Source organism: Paenibacillus sp. FSL R5-0923 (genome assembly GCF_038009145.1).
In the GTDB taxonomy this organism is placed as follows: domain Bacteria; phylum Bacillota; class Bacilli; order Paenibacillales; family Paenibacillaceae; genus Paenibacillus_AQ.
The window spans coordinates 1-19832 of record NZ_JBBPAT010000003.1; the positions used below are offsets into that span (position 1 = coordinate 1).

The 19832-nt window shown below is 47.3% G+C and carries 14 protein-coding genes and 2 tRNA genes; 5 read left to right on the forward strand and 11 right to left on the reverse strand.

The window, feature by feature from the left end; translation table 11 throughout:
* Positions 1-381 precede the first annotated feature (381 nt).
* Positions 382-1257: an IS110 family transposase gene (locus MKX35_RS30935; RefSeq protein ID WP_256716424.1), complete on the forward strand. Its 876-nt coding sequence runs from the start codon at positions 382-384 to the stop codon at positions 1255-1257.
* 557 nt (positions 1258-1814) lie between these two features.
* Here MKX35_RS30935 and MKX35_RS30940 read toward each other — a convergent pair.
* Together MKX35_RS30940 and MKX35_RS30945 are read right to left on the reverse strand one after the other, a co-directional pair.
* Positions 1815-2405 carry a YdeI/OmpD-associated family protein gene (locus MKX35_RS30940; RefSeq protein ID WP_256716423.1) on the reverse strand — a complete coding sequence of 197 codons (591 nt, stop codon included), beginning with the start codon at positions 2403-2405 and terminating at the stop codon, positions 1815-1817.
* A complete protein-coding gene (locus tag MKX35_RS30945) occupies positions 2381-3322 on the reverse strand; it encodes an alpha/beta fold hydrolase (RefSeq protein WP_076133036.1) in 942 nt (313 codons plus the stop codon). The genes MKX35_RS30940 and MKX35_RS30945 overlap by 25 nt, the downstream gene beginning before the upstream one ends.
* A gap of 99 nt (positions 3323-3421) precedes the next feature.
* On the opposite strand from MKX35_RS30945, the gene MKX35_RS30950 reads away from it, so the two are divergent.
* On the forward strand, positions 3422-4333 hold the full coding sequence (locus tag MKX35_RS30950) for a helix-turn-helix transcriptional regulator (RefSeq protein WP_076300916.1): 912 nt from the start codon (positions 3422-3424) through the stop codon (positions 4331-4333).
* Between the two features lie 354 nt (positions 4334-4687).
* Here the strand turns inward: MKX35_RS30950 and MKX35_RS30955 are convergent, their stop codons facing one another.
* From MKX35_RS30955 to MKX35_RS30965, 3 genes are read right to left on the reverse strand one after another with little or no spacing between them, the layout of a single operon-like run.
* Positions 4688-5758, reverse strand: coding sequence for a coiled-coil domain-containing protein (locus MKX35_RS30955; RefSeq protein WP_179086748.1), 1071 nt, complete (start codon positions 5756-5758; stop codon positions 4688-4690).
* Between the two features lie 35 nt (positions 5759-5793).
* Positions 5794-9909 carry a DUF4855 domain-containing protein gene (locus MKX35_RS30960; RefSeq protein ID WP_341044539.1) on the reverse strand — a complete coding sequence of 1372 codons (4116 nt, stop codon included), beginning with the start codon at positions 9907-9909 and terminating at the stop codon, positions 5794-5796.
* A gap of 47 nt (positions 9910-9956) precedes the next feature.
* The gene (locus MKX35_RS30965; RefSeq protein WP_076300913.1) at positions 9957-14261 is read right to left on the reverse strand and encodes an S-layer homology domain-containing protein; all 4305 of its coding nucleotides are present in this window, start codon (positions 14259-14261) and stop codon (positions 9957-9959) included.
* A gap of 536 nt (positions 14262-14797) precedes the next feature.
* On the opposite strand from MKX35_RS30965, the gene MKX35_RS30970 reads away from it, so the two are divergent.
* Complete coding sequence (locus tag MKX35_RS30970) at positions 14798-15628, forward strand: hypothetical protein (protein WP_076300912.1); 831 nt, start codon at positions 14798-14800, stop codon at positions 15626-15628.
* A gap of 183 nt (positions 15629-15811) precedes the next feature.
* On the forward strand, positions 15812-16033 hold the full coding sequence (locus MKX35_RS30975; RefSeq protein ID WP_231573411.1) for a hypothetical protein: 222 nt from the start codon (positions 15812-15814) through the stop codon (positions 16031-16033).
* A gap of 516 nt (positions 16034-16549) precedes the next feature.
* Here the strand turns inward: MKX35_RS30975 and MKX35_RS30980 are convergent.
* The 3 genes from MKX35_RS30980 to nrdR form a co-directional block, all read right to left on the reverse strand.
* Positions 16550-16622 (reverse strand) — tRNA-Lys (locus MKX35_RS30980).
* A gap of 10 nt (positions 16623-16632) precedes the next feature.
* Positions 16633-16708 (reverse strand) — tRNA-Ala (locus MKX35_RS30985).
* A 159-nt stretch (positions 16709-16867) separates the two neighbouring features.
* A complete protein-coding gene (gene nrdR / locus MKX35_RS30990; protein WP_042126015.1) occupies positions 16868-17344 on the reverse strand; it encodes a transcriptional regulator NrdR in 477 nt (158 codons plus the stop codon).
* A gap of 164 nt (positions 17345-17508) precedes the next feature.
* Between nrdR and MKX35_RS30995 the strand changes: the two genes are divergently transcribed.
* Positions 17509-17727, forward strand: a complete 219-nt coding sequence (locus MKX35_RS30995) for an alpha/beta-type small acid-soluble spore protein (RefSeq protein ID WP_042126012.1) — start codon at positions 17509-17511, stop codon at positions 17725-17727.
* Between the two features lie 79 nt (positions 17728-17806).
* Here the strand turns inward: MKX35_RS30995 and MKX35_RS31000 are convergent, their stop codons facing one another.
* The 3 genes from MKX35_RS31000 to MKX35_RS31010 are packed head-to-tail and all read right to left on the reverse strand — an operon-like array spanning position 17807 to position 19719.
* On the reverse strand, positions 17807-18370 hold the full coding sequence (locus MKX35_RS31000; RefSeq protein WP_076283312.1) for a lytic transglycosylase domain-containing protein: 564 nt from the start codon (positions 18368-18370) through the stop codon (positions 17807-17809).
* Positions 18367-18963, reverse strand: a complete 597-nt coding sequence (gene coaE / locus MKX35_RS31005; RefSeq protein WP_076300911.1) for a dephospho-CoA kinase — start codon at positions 18961-18963, stop codon at positions 18367-18369. The genes MKX35_RS31000 and coaE overlap by 4 nt, the downstream gene beginning before the upstream one ends.
* A gap of 9 nt (positions 18964-18972) precedes the next feature.
* A complete protein-coding gene (locus MKX35_RS31010; protein WP_076283314.1) occupies positions 18973-19719 on the reverse strand; it encodes an MntP/YtaF family protein in 747 nt (248 codons plus the stop codon).
* Between the last annotated feature and the right edge of the window lie 113 nt (positions 19720-19832).

The window sequence follows — 19832 nt, forward strand, 5'->3', positions numbered from 1 at the left end:
CATCGAATATGTATACTTAAGCCCCACATGGACATTTAACATCCACGCCTCTACCCTTAACACATACCTCTGCTTTACCATCACTTGTGATACGGTTCCCCGCGTTTGATCTTCAACTCTCCTGCCCGTTCGTATTATGAGATCAACCAGTTCTTTCTGGTTGATCCTTTTTTCATTTGCATAGAGGATTAAAGTAGCCTGGTCGAACGTACCTGCCCGTGGGACTTGATCCCGAGAGCTATAATGTTCACCCCTACTTGTCATGACCATGATTGAGGCTGGTTGGGACGTAAGATCCCGTATAACAAGCGATGCTATGGAGCGACAAAAAGATCAACCTTAGGGGATGCCGGTGAATCTACACTTACAAGGGGAGATGAAATGAATCCAGTTATCGGTCTAGATATTTCTAAAGAAGAAAGCCATGGACAAGCCTTTCTAGAGCGCGGAAAGCCATTCCAAGGGATATTCCACTTCGAGCACACTCGAGATGGTTTAGCAAATTTCCTTCAAGTTTTAACAGAAGTTGAATTTGCATCTCAACAACGTCCTTTGCTTATTCTAGAAGCAACCGGTCATTATCAAAGTCCCGTTGTTCAGTTCCTAGAGGAACATCATTATATTTATATTGTTATTAATCCGCTCATCTCAAATCGGCTTAGGAAGTCTCAACTTCGTAAAGTAAAGACGGATGCTGCTGACGCTTACCTATTGGGAGAGCTGTACTACAAAGAAGAATTTGAACCGTTTAAGAAAAGAGGTGTGCAACTTCTCAATCTGCGCTATCTTACAAGACAATATGAGTCTCTTTCAAAGATGTGTGTACAAACTAAACTACAATTCCAAGCTGTTTTAGATCAGGTTTTCCCTGCTTACAAAGGTGTCTTTGGAGCTATGTATTCCGGTATTTCATTACAGTTTTTAAGTGAATTCCCAACCTCATATTCAGTATTACAGACGGATGAAAACACACTCAAATCTAAGATGAAAGAACTGCTTTCTTCAAAACGGGGGCGTTCAGAGGACTGGATTAACCAACGGGTGCAACGGCTGCTAGTTGCGGCAAAACAAAACCCATTTCAGCAAACCATGTATGCAAGCCACTTAATCAATTTGAAAGTCCTTATTACCCTCATTCTTCAGTACCAAGAGCATCTTACTGGATTGGAACAGAACATAGAGCGATGCTTTTCTCTCCGCCTGTTCAATTATTGCAGTATTTCTGCTTTGTTAGTTATACGCCTTTTCCTTGCGTGAAGTAAAAAACAAACGGCACGGGGCTTTCCCATGCCGTTTTGAATTCCATTTTTATTCCCGTTCTTACCTTTGAGCTTAACTTAATGACATTGCCTGTTTGGGTGTCCTTATTGTTTTTCTAAGTTTTGCTTGCTAAGCGACTCTATTCAGCATCATTCTGCTCTTCCAGTCATCTCAAAATCGCTTGGTTTGTTTCTTCCGGCTTTTCTTGCTGGATCCAATGACAGCAATCCAGATTGACCACTTCCGCATTAGGCACGAACTTTGTCAGGTTTTCAGACCTCTGGACCGTATCCCGGTCACCATAGATCATGAGGGTCGGCTGTACCATAAAAATGAAGGGGGTTGCGATTTTGGATGAGCTGTTTCATCCCTTCTTCATTTAGCGATTTGATTTATGCCTCGCATTTAAAACGTTCTGACTTTTGATGAGAATTAAACCCTAAATGATTGAGAAATACAGTAGCTCCCCTCTCCTAAAGATCAGGGAAACAATAGACCCAGATTTATGCAGTACCAAAAATCCTTTTAACGATTCTTTTGTTATTTGTATTTCCTTATTCTGTAATATTATTTTTGCAATGTTGAAATTTTAGCCCTTCTTCAGATGAAGCGATCAATATTCCAAGCCTTCTTAATCGTGTTTCTTCTTTCTTGGCGCTCATTATCCACCAGATAGAATCTCTTTTATAGGATGGTGATAAATTAGTGAAGAATAGCCAGGCTGTTTGATTGGCCTTGATTTGTTCTTCATATTCTTTGGCAAGTTCCACGTTTCTTTGTTCAGAGGAATAGCCTTGTGCATCGGTTCTGTTGTTAAAGACGTGCATTCCTTCTGGTCTCATCTTTCCAAGCTGTATTAGTGCTTTTACCTTCTTTACGTTCACAGCACTCCATACACTATTTACTTTGCGCGGAGTAAAGCGAATCTTATAGCTTTGTTTATCAATGGTTTTTCGTATACCGTCAATCCACCCAAAACAAAGAGCGGCATCTACTGATGCAGACCAAGTAAGGCTTGCACGCCCTGTACTTATCCCAAAATAGCCCACCCAAATTTCACTAGCTTCAGCATGATGTTCTTCTAACCAATCGTTAAACTCTTCTTGGTTGTTGAAAAAAACTACATCTCCCATTGTTCCAGCCATTTTAAAATCGCTTGGTTTGTTTCTTCCGGCTTTTCTTCCTGGATCCAATGACCGCAATCCAGATTGACCACTTCCACATTGGGCACGAACTTTGTCAGGTTTTCAGACTTCGCAACCACATCCCGGTCGCCGTAGATCATGAGGGTCGGCTGCTGGATGATTGGGTTCACTTTCGCCAATAAGCGCCAGTTGCGGTCAAGGTTCCTGTACCAATTTATGCTGCCCGTGAACCCTGATGTTTCAAAAGCGGAGACGTAAACGGCCAGCTCGCTTTCGCTCAATACGGGCTCACCGAGCGGTGTTTCTGCTCTGGCGAGATTGATCAACGCCATACCTGGCTCAGGTGCTCTGAGAGGCTCGTTCTTCCGGTACAGGTTGCGAAGGAACCTGTATGTATTGTCTTCGAATACGGCGTCCGCGACGCCTGGCTGTCGATTGAAGTGGACGAAATAGAAATCGCCGCCAAGTATTTCTTCCATGAACTCGATCCAGGGTTTTTCTCCGCGCTCTTGGTAAGGCAAGCTCAGATTTATCACTTTATTGACTCGGTTTGGATGCAACAAGGTCAGTCCCCAAACGACGAATGCACCCCAGTCATGACCGACAAAGGTAGCGTCCTCGTATCCATAGTGATCGAGAAGCGCGATGAGATCACCCGACAAGTGTTCAATGTCATAGTCTGTTACTTCGGTCGGACGGGATGAGTTGCCGTAACCCCGCTGGTTGGGGACGATGACATGGTAGCCCGCTGCGGCAAGTGCGTCCATCTGATGGCGCCAAGAAAAGGCATGCTCTGGCCAGCCGTGGCAGAGTACAATAGGTTTTCCTGCGTTTTCTCGGCCTGCTTCAAACACTTCGAGTTCCACACCGTTGGCTGAAATAAGGGTGGGCTTGGGAAAATCGGTTGGATTAAACATTGAATTAAAACCTCCTTCTTGTGATACTTGTAGTATAATGGATAAAAGGTGACATCAAGGTGTCACCGTTCTGAAATCATGTAAAAAAAGAGGGCAATTATGGACAAAGTGGAGAGACTCATTTCGATTATCATGATATTGCTGAAAAAAGAGGTTGTTTCTACAACGGAATTCTCACAACTATTCAATGTCTCCAAAAGAACGATCCTTCGCGATATGGAAACATTGAGCTTATCGAATATCCCGATCTACTCTGTCAATGGGGTCAAAGGGGGCTACGGCATAATGGATGAATACAAGGTGGATAAACGCCTTTTAAGCAGCTCCGATTTACAGAATATATTAACTGCGCTCGGCGGATTGGAACAAATCCTCCGTACTGAAGAAGTTGAAAGAACGATAAAAAAAATAGAGGCAATGGTTAGTCCATTGTCTCTAAATCGTTCCATTCAACTGTCGTTTTATGATTGGGAAGGTCGGTCCGAGATTCTTGAAACCTTAAAGACATGTCAAGAATCCATTTCAAAAAAGAGGCTGGCTTCGTTTGATTATACAGATAAGGACGGGGCTGTAACGAATAGAATGGTCGAGCCCTATGAGCTGCATTTTAGCGAATCGAGTTGGTACTTGAAAGGATTCTGTTTACATCGACAGGGATATCGAACTTTCAAGTTATCTCGGATCGATCATATTACTATGGATGAACGCGCGTTTCATCCTAGAGACGATTGGTCAGAGCAAGTACACGAAGCAAATTATCTACCTGAATTCGTCACGATTAAGGCATGGATATCGCCTAGCATAAAAGATCAAATCATCGAAAGGTATGGTCGAAGAAGTATTGAAGACCATAGTTCTGGATTTTTATTAGCAACCATTTATGTCCCACAAAATCGTATGGGATTTCAACTTTTAGCAAGCTTCGGCACTCATCTAAAAGTTGTAGAGCCCAAAACCTATGTTGAAGACTTTCGAAATTATTTATATCAAATGATGGAGAACTATTCCTGATATATTTAGCATTAAAGCTTCAACCTTCAACTCAACTTTTCGCCCTATTTATGGTACGGTTCACCGTACCATAAATAGGGCGAACGCAAATATTCTACTTACCTAATTTTTAGATAGTAAAAGCGAATGAAATGTTTCAATCGCTTTTATCTAAAAAGGTCCATTATATATTAGCACTATTCCTTTATTTCATTTGCTTCTTCATCTATTAGACCATGCTCGCCATTGTAAAAAGTATATTTAGTGAATAACTTATCAAATTGGGTTGGAGGTGTATTTTCAACGAGAATTATTTGATGATGATCACCTAATTCAACTAAAATTTTATAAAACTCTTCATAAACTTCAGGATCTCTAACTTGATTTTTTTACTGGACCTTCAGCAATATTTAAATCCTGATTTTCTTTCTTCAAAGTACCCACATACTTGCTAATTGAGTCTAGCAACAATAATCCTGGGTGTCCTACAGCGTAACCAACTTCCTTGCTATTGAGAATAGCACCTAAGTAAGATAGCTGCATACTTTCTAGCAATCCTCCACTTTCATGTGCATAAACGCTAGCTCCATTATAATATGGAATGAAATTTTCTCTATTAATGTAGGTATCTACAAGAAATTCATCTTTCAATCTGATCATGAATTGACGATACTCAAGATCAAGGAAATTAATAATCTTTTCCTTTTCCGCACCTTTAACCTGTAACGCTGCTAGTTTCAATTTCAATTTCTCTTCTTTAATCCCTAGAGAAATAATAGAAGCTTCTTTTTCCTCGATTTTATGGTAAATCCTCATACTTTCTTTAAAGATTTCTTGATCTCTTGTCAGTCTGTTAATCATACTATTTAAAGTTTCTATTTGGGAAAGGAACGGAACTTCTGTTTTCTTGCTGAAAACCTTAATCGCTTCATCAAAAATTTCGCGTTTTTGATTTAGATTTGATATCTCATTATTTAGTTCTTCTACTTTCTTATTTTCAGTCTCTATTAATCCTGATACTAAAGTTTTTTTGCTTTCAATTTCCTTCCTAATCTTTTGTAAATTTTTTTCTGTTTCACCACTATTCAGGACTCCACTAGTATGATTATGCTTTATTTGTGAATTACACAAAGGACACTCAAGTATTTGATCAGCAATAACTAACTTGTAATTTATATTTAATGTTTCTTCTATTTCTACAAGTTCCACGTCATATTCTTCTAACAACAACATTTTAGAAGAGACCGATAAGTTTAATAACTTTTCTTCTTTCCGAAAATTAAACACCTCATTAGAAATATTCTCTATATCTCTTTTGAGCTTAATATATAATTGGTTTTCTTTATTCTCATTAGAAGCGCGGGACGGCTTACCGGCTTCATCCGTCCATTCAGGAAGTTTTATTCTGTATCGTCGAAAAAGCACATTCCGGTCGCGTTGCCGCACTAATCGGAATGTGCTTTAATCAATTGTTTCCGCGTCTACTCCTGCTGCTGCCCCTCGATTAATTTAAGAAAGCGATACAAGAACGTCGCCGCTTCCGCTCTGCTGGTCGTACTCTTCGGCTTCATATAGCCGCCCGAGCCCGTAACCAGCCCATGCTCGAACAGAGTTGCCACGCTGTCCGCAGCATATGGCGCAATCTGGCTCGCATCACGGAAGCCCTCAAGTGTTGAACCGGATGCGGACGGCTTGATTGCCCCCGTCGTTTGAAGCGCTCGGGTTAGCATAACCATAGCGTCCTGGCGGCTGATTGAGTCACGAGGAGCAAAGTTAACTTCGTTCACTCCCGAAACGATTCCCAATTGCTTGACGATGGACACCGCATCGTAGTAATAATCATTCGGTTTCACATCGGTGAACGTCGAGGTAATCTCGGCGCGCAGGTCAAGCATGTTCACCAGCATAAGGATAAAATCAGCTCGCGTTACTTGATTTGCGGGGCTGAAAGTGCCATTTTCGATCGAAGTGCCTTTGACGATGCCTCTTTCGGCCAGCTTCTCTATCGCCTCGCGCGCCCATTCATGCTTGCCAAGGTCAGTGAACGCAACTGGTTTCTTGCCGCCGACAGCATAGACGCCGACTTGGTCGATGGAGAATCGCAGTACGCCCTTGTCTTTGTCATAAGACGTGCCATCAATTGCCGCCGCGCTGTCGCCCGTCAGCTCGAAAGCTTGCAGATCAGCAACTTGCTCGCCCGCTTGAAGCGAATACGGAATCGCAATGGAAATCGGTGCCTTCGCATTGTTCCAAGACAGAGCTTCACCGTCCAGTTGCAATGCAACTTCAACGATTGGCCTGTTGCCGATCCGGCCAGCCGCTTCGTTGCCGCGATACTCGCCTGCATGGTCGCTTACGATAACGAGCAGCTTTCCGGCATTCTCCTTGACTCCAGCCAGCATGTCGCCAGTCAAAGCAAGCTGGGCATACGGCGTGGAGATATGCAGAATCAGATTAGACTGGTTCGTCAGATTAGCTGCGGGAAGCTCCAAAGCATAGCTGCCAGCCGCGTTCGACAGCTTCAATTCAAGACGAATATGCTTGTTGCCGTTGCTGTCGGCTGTTGCCTTGAGAATCGCGGCATTCAGATCCGCTGCTCCGACCGAAGCTACAGCCTGATTGCCTTTCAATGTCGGGACAAGCACGGCTTTGACTGAACCGTACGTTTGCAACGTATACGGATCTTGCGCCGAACCGCCTCCAATGCTGCCTCCATTGCCTCCGCCAGTGGAAGGCGGCTTGCGATATTCGAAGGCGGCCTGCGCTGGAGTCGTCATGTCATCCGTTTCAAGCTCGACCGTATACAGTCCTTGCTCTTCTCCGGTCAACGTAAAGGCGATGCGGAAGCTTCCGTCATCCTCAGTGCCGGTCTGGCCGGTATATTGAATGTTGCCTTTTGGGTCAAGCACTTTGACATACAAATGTTCTTTCTTGCCGTTCATGACTAACCCATTGATCGTAACTTTCTTCGTGGAGGCGTCCACGGCCGCTTGTATGCCGTCCAATGTCTTCAGCTCTTGCCGCTGGGAAAGATTGTACACGCCGAATTCATAGAAGGAATAACCGTAGAACGTTGCCCGATTCAGTCCCTCAAACTTGATGTATCTCGCCGTCGTTGCCGGGAATACCAGCGTATTCTTGCCGTCGGACGCTTTAACCACGCCATTGTTGCCGACTTTCAAGGGCTCCCACGTCTGCTTATCATCCGAGACGCTCAGACGGTATTGGTCCGCGCGCGCATATTCCCAATCGATGCGGACCGTATTGAAGGTTTGCTTGCTGTCCAGATCGATCTGGAACCAAGCCGTATCGCGCACTTGGCTCGCCCAGCGCGTACCCGGTGCGCCATCCAGCGCCTTAGAAGCCTCTAGACCTGCGGCTTCCGTCGAGGATGCCTCTGCTTCTTTGTCTTGTGCGATGCTGCCAATCTCGTAATACACGCCTTCCTTCAGGGCCGTATAAGCGCCTTCCGTTACAAATTCAAGGCCTTTAGCCCCTTCCAGCTTCGCATTGAATGCCAGCAAATAGCCTATGGCTTCCTCAGGATCGCTCTCTTGCGTACGCTCCATCATAATCAGAGCGTTGCGCATAGCGCGTACCGTATCGGCATTGCTAAGCTGCTTGTTGTCCGCGTATTTATCAACAAGAGCCAATAGACCTTCAGCGCCCAAACGAGCTTCTATTACGAACTTAACCGTCTTGGATTTGGAAGCCGCCACCGTCAGCTCCAGCACATGCTTGCCCGGCTTGCCCGTCAGATCTACTATAGTTCCTTGCGTATAAGGTTTGCCGTCATACTTGGCCGTTACTTTGACGATACCGCTGTCATCATCTCCTGGAATGGCCCAGGTGAAGGCGGCCTGTGTCGTATCAGGCACAATCGTATGCTCCGAGATCGGCTCCCCGTTCATGAGCGCTACAACATCAGGCGCAGCGGCGTCTTGCTTCTGATAAGTGCCCTTCACGAATTGGTACAGCCAATCGTAGAGGACGCGGATAGCAGGATCCTCGCTTTTCGCCGCGCTGAAAATGGCGTTGTTGCCTTGATAGTACGCTCTATACCCTTGCTGCATTAGCCCTGTATCCACGCCGCTGTTCAAGTAATCGATGAACCGCTCGCGGAAGACGGCGTCATTGATCATCCGGTCATCGAACTCCAGCTCCAGCGACATGCCGTACCGTTTCGCCATATCCGCTGTATCTTCCAGACGCGAGAACTCCATTTTCTCGAAGAAATAGTTCGGCTGCAGAGATACTGCATCGATGCCGACATCCTTCCACATGAATTTCTTATAAGCCAAAGAATGAGGGATCCAGAACATCTTCAGGTCAGCGTTATGAACGATGTCGCTCGCTTTCTTGACCATCTCCGGGCCAGTCGAATGCGTGCTTATTTGTTCCTCCAGCCAATACATGCCGACGAGCTCCAGATTCGAGTAGCCCGCAGCCGCCCATCTTGCTTGCACTTCATCGGTCCACCACTGAATCGCTTTGGCCCGGTTGTTCAGCGATGCGGCATTACCAACCACACTTAGGTTGAAGTCCAGATTTTCATCGTTAATGCTGCCAAAATCGGACTGATATTCGCCCGGATCGGGTATCATCATAACAACCTTCGTCTTACGGTCAGGCTCGCCAAGCTTCGCGCCTACCTCGGCCGTCGCCTCGTTCAGCGCGCTCATATCGCCGCCGGCGTTAAACGTTTTATTCAAATACCATTCCCATTCCACTCTTCTGGCTTTGCCGGCCGCTTCAACCGCGCCGAAGCCTCTGCCGTTTTCCGACGTCAAACCCAGATACAGCACGCCGTCGAACAGCCAATCGACAGGCTCTCCCTGCTTGTTCACATAGCTGATATTAGGGATAACCCGTTCCTTCGTCCAGGTTCCTGTACCATCCGGGTAATGCCCGTTATACAGCAAGCCCAAATTTTCAATCCCGCCAGTAGCCTCCCCAGGTTGCTGGAGACCATAAGGTTCGGGCTGCACTGGCTGGGCTCCGTCGATCAAGCCGTCCGCGCCGGTTATCGTCACCTCGTCGATCATAGTCCACGCCCTCGGATGCACGGAGAACACCACTTTCACATACTGAGCGTAAACCAATCCTTCGGTATAATCGCCACGCTTGACGACTCCGGTCTCTGGGCTGCCGTCCCATTTATACGTCTCGGTGTTGGTCTGATCGCCCCATAACAATTTAGTTGCATTATGAGACAATACGCCCCAGTTCACCCCATCGTCAGACGCGTAGAATGAAACGGTGAGCGGTACAAGCGTTTCGTTGTTCGGCCAATCTTGCAAGAAACGCGCGCTCACGTCCTTGATCGTTTTTTGCTCGCCTAGATCAAACACAACTGAACGGGATTTCTTGTAGCGGTGGCCCACCCAGTTGCCGCTGTCACGGGATATGTCTACGGCATTGCCGTCCGTCAGCTTCGTCCCGTCATCCGGGAAAGTGTCCTCCGGCTGATCCAACCATGTGTACGTTTTCCCTTGAACCAAATTATAAAAGCTGGCACTCTCTCCGCCCGGCTCCTCCGCATACACGGAGGATATCAACGAGAATAGCATGACCGGGACAAGCAGCAAAGCAGTCAAACTTCGTCTAGTTTTCACTTAAGCTCACGCTCTCTTTCTATACATAATTAGTTCTGCTCCTGCGCTTGCAATTCTGCAAGCGCATCGAGCATGTTCAGAATGACGACCACAGCTTCAGCACGCGTCGCCAAGGCGGCCGGGGCAAACCGGTTGTCCCCGCGACCGTTCATTACTCCCGCCTCCTGGGCTGCTGCCACATATGGCTTCGCCCAATCCGGGATTTGATCCGCGTCCGCATAAGAGAGCTCATGCCCTTCCGAAGTCTTCAGGCCCAAGCTGCGAACAATCATTGCTGCCAGTTCTGCTCGGCTAATCGAAGCCTTCGGACGGAAGGTCCCATCCGCATAGCCGCTGATCAGGCCGGATTCCAAGGCTTGCGCAATATAAGGATTCGCCCAAGCTTGAATTGAACCTGCGTCCGCGAAGCCCAGCGAACTGTTCGTACCTTGCAGCTTCAACGCTTTGACCAACATGACGACGAATTCGTCCCTGCTGACCGTCTTATTCGGCTTGAACGTCTCGTCGGTATAGCCCGCTACGAATCCAAGCTCGACGGCCCGTTTGATGGACGCTTTTGCCCAATGGCTCGCAATATCGTTCAGTCGAACCGTTGTCGATCCGCCAGACTCCCCGCCATTGCCGTTGCCGTTCTCATTGCCATTGCCTGGATCTCCACCTCCCGGATTCGAACCGCCGTTTTGGCCTTCTACCGGATCTGGAGTTATTGGAGTCGGAACCCATCCTCCGCCACCAGAGCTAGGCAACGCTTTGATTTTGATCTTGAACGTTTTTTTCGCGGATGCATCTCCCTTGCTGATCGTCGCGGTCAGCACGACCTCCATGTCGCTGCCTGACGGACGTTGCAACAATTGTCCGTTGGCATTCAGATAGTCGGGCTTCGAGCTGCTCCAGACGATACGCGTGCCGAGCTGTCCTTTCTGCGGTAGATAGAGATTCGCGGCAATGCTTTCATTCACATTAAGCTCGATCAGACCCATTACGTCTTCGATCGTTAGACGATCGCGCGCAATGCTCAGCCCGGCATACGCCTGCTCGGCCTCAGGACGAGTCAGCTGGGCGGTTTGAATCGCCGCAGTCGCTTGTACCATCGCCTGTTGAAGCTGTGCCCAGCCCTCAGGAGAGTAATTGTCCTCCACGAGCTTGTAGGCCTCGATAGCCGTCAACAGGTCGATAATCGGCCGTATATTGCCGAGCTTATATTCCTCGCCGTACACTTCAAATTCCTCAAAGGAATAGCCGAACATGGTAGCTCTGGATACGCCTTCGAACTTCACGTATCTGGCTGGCGTGCTTTGGAAGGTAGTCACGACGCGTCCCGGCTTGCCGTTAATCTCGCCGTTGTTGTCTTTCACGACATTCGTCCAGTTCTCCTTGTCCTCGGACACGAGAATGCGGTACTTCGAACCGTAAGCCGTTTGCCACAAAATAGATACAGCATCAATGTTCTTCACTTCACCCAGATCCACCATGAACCAGGTATCGTCCACCCAATTGCTGGACCATCTGGTGTCCCCTCTGCCGTCCACCGCTTTGTCCGCCGTGTAGGACGAGGATTCCGGCAGCGAGGATTCGGCTTGCTTATGCAAAGCCAGATTTCCATGCAGGTCCACGTAGGTGTTCCTTACGATGAGTTCGTCAATCAAGCCTTTAAAAGCATTCGTTTCACTGCCTATTTTGGCTACTGGCAATACGAACGTTTCCAACTTGGAGCCGTCTTTTAGAGTAGCCGTATACTCACTGCCGTTAATGAAGATGGAGGTCCCCGTGTCGTCGCCGATCATAATGACATGGGTCCAGCGGTCGGTCGGCAGCTTATAATTGAATTCGCTGACGTAGTTTTCTTTCGTGATGGCCAGTTTGCCACTGCCCCCGATGTTATATCTCAGCTGTCCATCCGGAGATTCCAGCAGCACAGCTCCTTGCGGGTTGTCAGCGTCCGGTTTGATCCACATGGACATCGTCCATCCGAAACCGAGCGTGCGAAGCGGCGTTTCCACGTAGCTGGCTCCGCCTTTGAGCCTTACTGCTTGCCCGAAGATTCCCTTCTCCGTGCCTGCATTCACCGCGTTGCCGTCAAAGCCGTTGCCCGAACGATCCGCGAAGCCCTCGTCGAAAGTATAATCGAGAACGATATTGCGCTCATTGTCGACTTGAAGCTTGTGCGACTGATGAACACCCGGCGGGTCCACGTACTTTGCGGCATCCGCCTGGAAGCTTGCAAAGTTCCGGTCGACACGGTTGCCTCTCCACAGCTTCTCCGCCAACACTTGCATGGAAGGCAAGATACGCTGATGCGAGTCCGCCATGGAGACGCCCTTCTCTACGGACACGTCGTTCCAGAGCGCGAACATGCCGCCTTTTACCTGCGGGTGCCCATAAGGAAGCTTCGTCTCCAGCCAATCGTTAGGCTCCCACTCATTGTAAATAAAATCGTAATTCAAATAGCTGCGGTACAGTTGCGGAACGATATAGAGCAAGTTCGTGTTGGTATTGACAACGTCGTAGCCAAGCTTAATAGCCTGCAAGACACTTCCGTACGGCTCATACCAGATGTCCATCGTCGCATTGTTGCTGACTGGCGTCGTGCCGTCATATGCGGACAGACTGCCCCACAGACGAGCGCGCTTGCCTTTGCTGTTAATGTGGTTAAGGAGCATATCCGCGTACCTGCGGAACGCCTCCTTGTCGTCGCCGAAATATTCATCCGTGCCGACGTGCACGTCCGGGCCGACGAAGGTCGGATTGCTGCCGTCGAGATACTCGTCAAAGAGTTCTTTAATGAAGTCGAGCGTCTCCGGACGATTGATATCCAGCTGATTGTTGCTGCCCAACCTAGGGTCGTAAGCGATGAACGCGCCGGAATGGCCCGGTGTATCGATTTCCGGCACGACGTTTACGCCGTATTCCATCCCAAGCAGCTGCAGGTCTCTGAATTGCTGCTTCGTATAGAAGCCGTCCTTGCTCGTCACTCCCGGGAATTTCTCGCTCTCCAGACGGAAGTAACCGACATCGCCGACATCATCGTTCAGATGAATCTGGAACCGGTTCATCTTATAGTAGGACATCAACTTCACATAATCCCGCAAAAATTCGATCGTATAAAACTTTCGGCCCACATCGAGCATGAAGCCTCGATCCGCGTATTTCGGATAATCGCGCGATTGCCCCTTGGGCATCGTCTTATGATCGGCATCGTGGCCGAGCAGTTGAAGGATCGTTTTTGTGCCGAACATGACGCCCGTCTGATCGGAGCCAGCGACGGAAGTATATTCGCCGATATTCAGCTCATAGCCCTCTGTCCCCAATCCCGTTTGCGCGGCATCCAGCACCAAATAGATGTCCCCCTCTTGAGGTGAACCAACCGTAACCGTCAGCGGAAGCTTCGTTAAATCAAGCAAATCCTTCCGCAAAATATTGGCCGTCCCCTGCAGAGCCGCCTCATCCTCCGCGCGAATGACGATATTGGATTTATCCGTCAAGCGGAACTCGCCGGTTGTGCCCAGCCACTCACGCAAAGAAGGAATGACTCGCGGCTCCGGGTTCCGATCGCTCGTCTGCTCGTAGAGACCGGGTACGGTGACTAGCGCATTATCCGCTAACAGATATGTCGGATCGCTGTCGCTCTCGATTTGCAGCAGCAGCTGAACCTGAGTATCCACAAGCGGCGCATGAATATTGCCCTGCTCGTCGATCACCGGCAAGCTGTCCGTGTTCACCAGCGTCAGCGTATAACCATCCGGTACAGCGGGCAGGTTCAGCTGAGTGTCTCCCTCGGAGACGACGATGCTGTTTTTGACCGCATCCATCATAGGCGGCAACAGCGGTTTGCCCTTGTATACCTCGAATTCCCAGAAGGAGTATCCGTAATAGATACCCTCAATTGGACGTCGCGTTACTCCTTGGAACTTAACGTATTGCGCCAGTGTCGGCTCAAAATCGATCGTTTCCTCGACTGATCCGCGGGCGACGAGCACGCGGTTGTCCGCGAATACGTTCCTCCAGGTTACCGCATCGTCAGACACGAGAACTTGATATTGTTCCGCCGGAGTCTGCCAGTTGATGATTACTCTTCCAATTTCTACAGGCTCGCCCAGATCAACGTAGAACCACTGGTCATCCGTTCTTTCCGAAGACCAGCGGCTTGCATCCCGATTGCCACCGTCGACCGCTTTCTCAGGCCCGAAAAAGTCTACTTCGTTCGACGACGAATAAGCCGTCTTTCCTAAAGCCAGATTACCTGTTGCGGCGTCGGACTTCTCCGATGAAACGGCAACTAAAATGAAAGCGGTAACAAAAAACACTAAAAAAATATTCCTATACCGTAAACGCACTAAGATCCCCCCCCCGTTGTTTATTAGCTCGAATTTTACTCCAGCTTACCGCATGACCCTCCATGCTCAACTGCTGCAGCAATTTTATTATAAGTAGGGGCATTCGTTTCATCGATATACTTGTCTTTACAATACATATACAAATGTGGACATTCGGCCTTCTATGGTGAATCAAGCATGCCAACATTTCTGTCATATCTCATGCTAATTAATAGTACAAAATCGTGATCCTTTCGAAGAGTAGTGAAAAAGAAAAAAGCCATTTCAGTAGAATTGGCTTTTCTTCATGTTATGGAAATAGAGCCTAGGGGGATACGCTACGCCCTGCACATTCTCCGTCTACCCGTCATGGGAGTCTAAAACGACTATACCCATGAACAAATCTTGGCATTTGATGTGGAATTAAGGAGAATCGCCCTAGGCTTTAAGCCCTATTCTCGAGGGGGAGTATATCCGTTGCCCTATTCAGGACCCGCCTATCTTATAGGATAATATAGAAAATGTATCCACTTGAATAGGGATGGGAGTGATTCCTCTTGTTACAATTAAACAGCGAACTGTGGGGCAAGCTAACCGGTCCTTACGAGTCGGGCGAAATGGTACCTGAACTGTTGGAGCGTCTGATGCTTGATTTCGATAAAGAAGTTTTCGACGAGCTATTCCAGGAGCACTTATATCACCAAAATACGATCTATACCGTCACTTACGCGGCAGTACCTTATCTGGCCAAACTTGCTCTCGCATCAAAAAATATGGAAGTGCGCCATGAAATCTACATCACTTGCGGGATTATCGAGTCGTGTCATGACAAAACAAGATCTGAGCCGTATCCCTCGGATTGGAACGAACTCGCTGCTGAAGCGGGAAACGAGGTTTGCGCGGAGATGTACCAATCTTACTTAAAAGCGATAGCGGAGCTTGCTTCGCTGGTTCCAGAGATGTTGGCCTACGCCAAACAAGAAATAAGCAGCGATACCGAAAAAAGATATGTTCTCATTGCCGACGCGGCTTATCGGGAATCCCAGAGCGTGGCAAACATGTTTCTGAATTTTACGGCTGGCGACGAATATGTGGCCGTTTGCGGAGCATGTAATCAAGAGGCTTACTTGTGGCCGAGCGGAGAAGGCGGTCGTATACAAGCATTCGCGGAAGATCCGGTATTCGAACCCCTTCAGGCAGCACATGAGGTTACTCCCGTTGAGGCATTCGTTGAAGCGGAACATCAAATACTGGCGGAGCGAGCCGATCAGCTGGGCGATTCCTCTTTTTTGAACCAATTGCCGTATTTGGCCGGGGAAATGAATTGTCCTTCATGCGGCGCCAGAATGCAGGTTTGGCCTAGTTTGCTTTCGACTTTTGGAGGGTAATAAACAGGAACTGGATATCGCATCCATTTCTATGTTTGGGGGGAATGACTTATCAGTGTTTCTATTTATTACACATGCACGAGGGAATACGTCCTAACAGAAAGCGAACAACAAGCAATCACAGCCATTGTCCAACGTTATGATCAGGATTTTGAAGGGAAAGACCGGGCGGAGTCTTTCACAGTGTACAAATTCGATTCGTCCAGATCAACGGAGATCTTCGCTGGCGCTACCAAGCTGTCCATGACGGATCAGATTGAAGATTTGCTGAACGATTTATTTCATTGGTTGAAATGTTTGACCGAGATACGTAGAAAAGTAGACGGTGGTGAATGGCATGTTCACCTGGATGATATCGATGCCGTGTGGGATGATGAATTAGGCTGGAAAATGCCTGAAAACTGATTTCCATAATGAATGCCATGCACTTGCTTGCCAGCATTCAAATCATAATCATTACCTTTTAGACTACTTACACTTGAAGTCGCTAAAAACGAGCTAATGTTCAATTTTAACGTCAGTTCTACTGAATCTCGGTAAACCCTAACACACTCAATGATCGTACTAAGCATCATTTTCTTTTTAGCAGTAGAAGCTTTCTTAAATACCTCGCGCCAAACAGGAATATAGGTCTAGAGAGCCTGCATTTCAACTTGTTCTACCTTTTTAGCATTGAGCTTCTGAATTACCTCAAAAAGAAATAGACCGCCCTAGTCCAAAGGATGCGGTCTATTTCTACCCGTAATACGTGAAAGCCGCCGCCCTTAAAAGCGGCTATTGCACTGGGAGCCGTGTTTCCGCACGGCTCTCTTTGCATTGTACGATTTATCTACCCAAACTATACCACGATCAAAACCAAATAAAAAGTCACTCCGCTTCCTGAACAACAAAAGAAACGGCATTTCTGCCGTTTCTTTAGGATGGACTCTCAGGGGCTCGAACCCTGGACAAATAGATTAAGAGTCTACTGCTCTACCAACTGAGCTAAGAGTCCATATGAAGTTTGGTGGAGCCAAGGGGGATCGAACCCCTGACCTCATCGCTGCCAGCGATGCGCTCTCCCAGCTGAGCTATGGCCCCAAACGTAATTTTCAGATGTATGTAATCACACATTCTAAAATTCAGTTCGGTGTATTTAAGTCATTCTGACAAATCCAAGCGCCGTAGGCGACTCCTATATAATATAAAAAATCGCCTTCGCTGTCAACACTTTTTTTAGTCATTAGACTAGCCACAACCCTACAATCTGTCCAGATCCCCAGTACTCTTAGATAACAGACCCTTCAGTTCCTTCATAAACATGTTAATATCCTTGAACTGCCGGTATACGGATGCAAAGCGAACGTAAGCGACCTCATCTACTGGATAGAGCTGCTCCATAACCAATTCACCGATCTGTTGGCTCTCTACTTCAGCTACAGCGATCCCACGTAGGGATTTCTCCACCTCAGAGACGATCTTCTCAAGACGTTCTACAGAGACGGGGCGTTTCTCGCAAGCACGGATAAGACCACGCAGTATTTTATCACGGCTGAACTCCTCGCGGCTGCCGTCTTTTTTGATCACGATTAACGGTGTTTCCTCGATCATTTCAAAGGTTGTAAACCGTTTGCTGCAACGCTCACATTCACGCCTGCGGCGGATGGACTTATTCTCATTCGCTGGTCGCGAGTCGAGCACTTTAGTATTTGTGTGATCGCAGTAAGGGCATTTCATAAGCTTCATCACTTCCTATTACATAATGTTTTTAGTCCCGGTATGTTAAACATCCGGCTTTTAAAGGGCTATTTCATTTTTTCCAGAAATCACCGTTTTTTTATTGTAATGATTATGGCAAGTCCGGCACATAATACAGTTACCAACAGAGGAGGTGAACAGCAATGAGCCAAAACAACAGCTCCAATAACCTTGTAGCTCCAAATTCCCGTGGTGCTTTGGAACAACTTAAATATGAAGTTGCCCAAGAACTCGGAATCACGCTTTCCCCAGATGGTTACCAAGGCAATAAAACTTCTTATGAAAATGGTTCGATCGGTGGTTACATCACTAAACGTCTTGTAACCCTGGCAGAACAACAATTGGCAGGTCAATACAAATAACCTGTCCACATAAGCTTACTGAAGAAGTATTAAACGATCGCAAGATCGTTTAATGCTTCTTTTTATACATAACACGGTTTTAGAATTCGTTGTAAATATCCGTGTACTGATCATAGTAATAGTTGACGCGCTGTACATAATGGCGGGTTTCACCAAACGGAATATCCTTAATGGTAGCATCCGTTCCATCCCAGATCCCCTCATCCAGCCATTTTTGAACTTTACCCGGTCCAGCATTATATGCAGCGATAACCGCTGTACGTTTACCTTCGAATTGACGGGATAATGTTGAAAGATACCAGGTACCTAGTTCAATATTTGCTGATGGTTCATGCTTTAGCTCCTCCATAGAAACATCAGGAAGCTTGGCCTTTTCAAGGGCCCATTTGGCGGTATCCGGCATAAGCTGCATTAAACCTATAGCACCTTTTCTGGATTCTCGTCCAGTTTTGAAGTTCGTTTCCACTCGGATAATCGAAGCCACTAGAAATGGGTCAATATCGTACGTAACGCTGTGCTTACGGATCTCATCTTTATAATGGATCGGATAAAACCAGGACATCCAGTTCGTACTCAGAAACAATATCGCAGTAAAACCAATGAATAACAGAAGAAGGACTCTTTTTTTACGTAACCATTTCATGATAAGCCCAGCCTGTCCCAAAGAACAGCAACCTGTTGCTCAGTGTGCGCAAGTTCGCCACTGTTGTCAATGATATAGTCCGCTTTGTTACGCTTCGCTTCAATATCCATCTGTGCATTTAAGCGTGCTTCTGCTTGTTCTATAGAAAGTCCGTTACGTTCCATTAATCGAGCGATTTGCACTTCACGAGGCACGTAGACCACCAGTATTTCATGGAACATGTTCTCGAGTCCTGATTCGAAAAGAAGAGGGATATCCACAATGGTTAACTTCTTTGGATCTTCTTCCTCCATGCTGTTCATACGTTCTTTAATCTCCCGCCGGATTGCGGGATGCGTCAGATTGTTCAGGGCTTGCAGGGCCGCCGGGTCTTGAAATACAATGTCCCCCAGCTTGCCCCTATTCAGTGTGCCATCCGAAGAGAGGATCTCGCTTCCGAATTGTTTCACAGCCGCAGCCAGCACCTCATGACCGGGGAGCATAACTTCTCTGGCGATCACATCCGCGTCAACCAGCCTCGCTCCCTTGCTCACAAGCAGTGCGGACACCGTGCTTTTTCCGGATGCAATGCCTCCGGTTAAGCCAATAATCATGTACTCACCTCATAATAGCTTCAGTATTCCCATTGTAATTAATAATAACGCGGGTAGTGCAGCAGCATGCTTCATCCAGTAGTTCCCGGCGAATCTTAATCCAGTCTTCATGCCCAGCAATAGAAATGTACCACTAAACAGAGCAATTGTAAGTGATGTCCATATCGGATTGAACCCCAGCAATGCTGCGCCAAGTCCAGCTCCAAAAGCATCTAGAGAGAGGGCAATCCCGAGCAGCATAGCCTCCATCGAAGAAATACTCCCGGAATCATCCATATCTGCAGAAGACGGAGTACGCAAGATCTGTACAACAATCCCCAATCGTCGTAACTCAAGGGAAAAGACAGCCGACTTTGCCTGCTCAGGAGCCATGGTAACCTGTTCTACAACATCTTCAGTATCAACAGCTACCTCTGCCCGAGCTTCTGTGGATAGCACATTTTCTTCACTACCTACTTTACGCTCACCTGTCTGTTCCTTCTCTTTCTGCATTAACATCTGGACGAGCGACCAGCACCCCATTAGCACGAGTATAACAGCGCCAACCTCAGAAGCTGCATGTGGAGACACTACCTTGGCAAGCAGAACACCCACTTGCATAGATACACAGATAACTACCCCCGAACAAAGCGAGATAATCAGAATGGAGAGCAATGGTATTTTCATTTTACGCAGTCCATATGTAATACCAACGCCAAAACCATCCAAACTCAAAGCAAAAGCTAGTAATATTAGTGAAAAAAATGGGCTGAGCACCCGCAATCCCTCCTGTGAAGAACCGGAACACTGAAGAATACACTTCATTCAGCTTCCGTTCTCTATTAAGCATTCTTCACACAGTATATGGGCGGGACAAGTAGTGGGTGCCA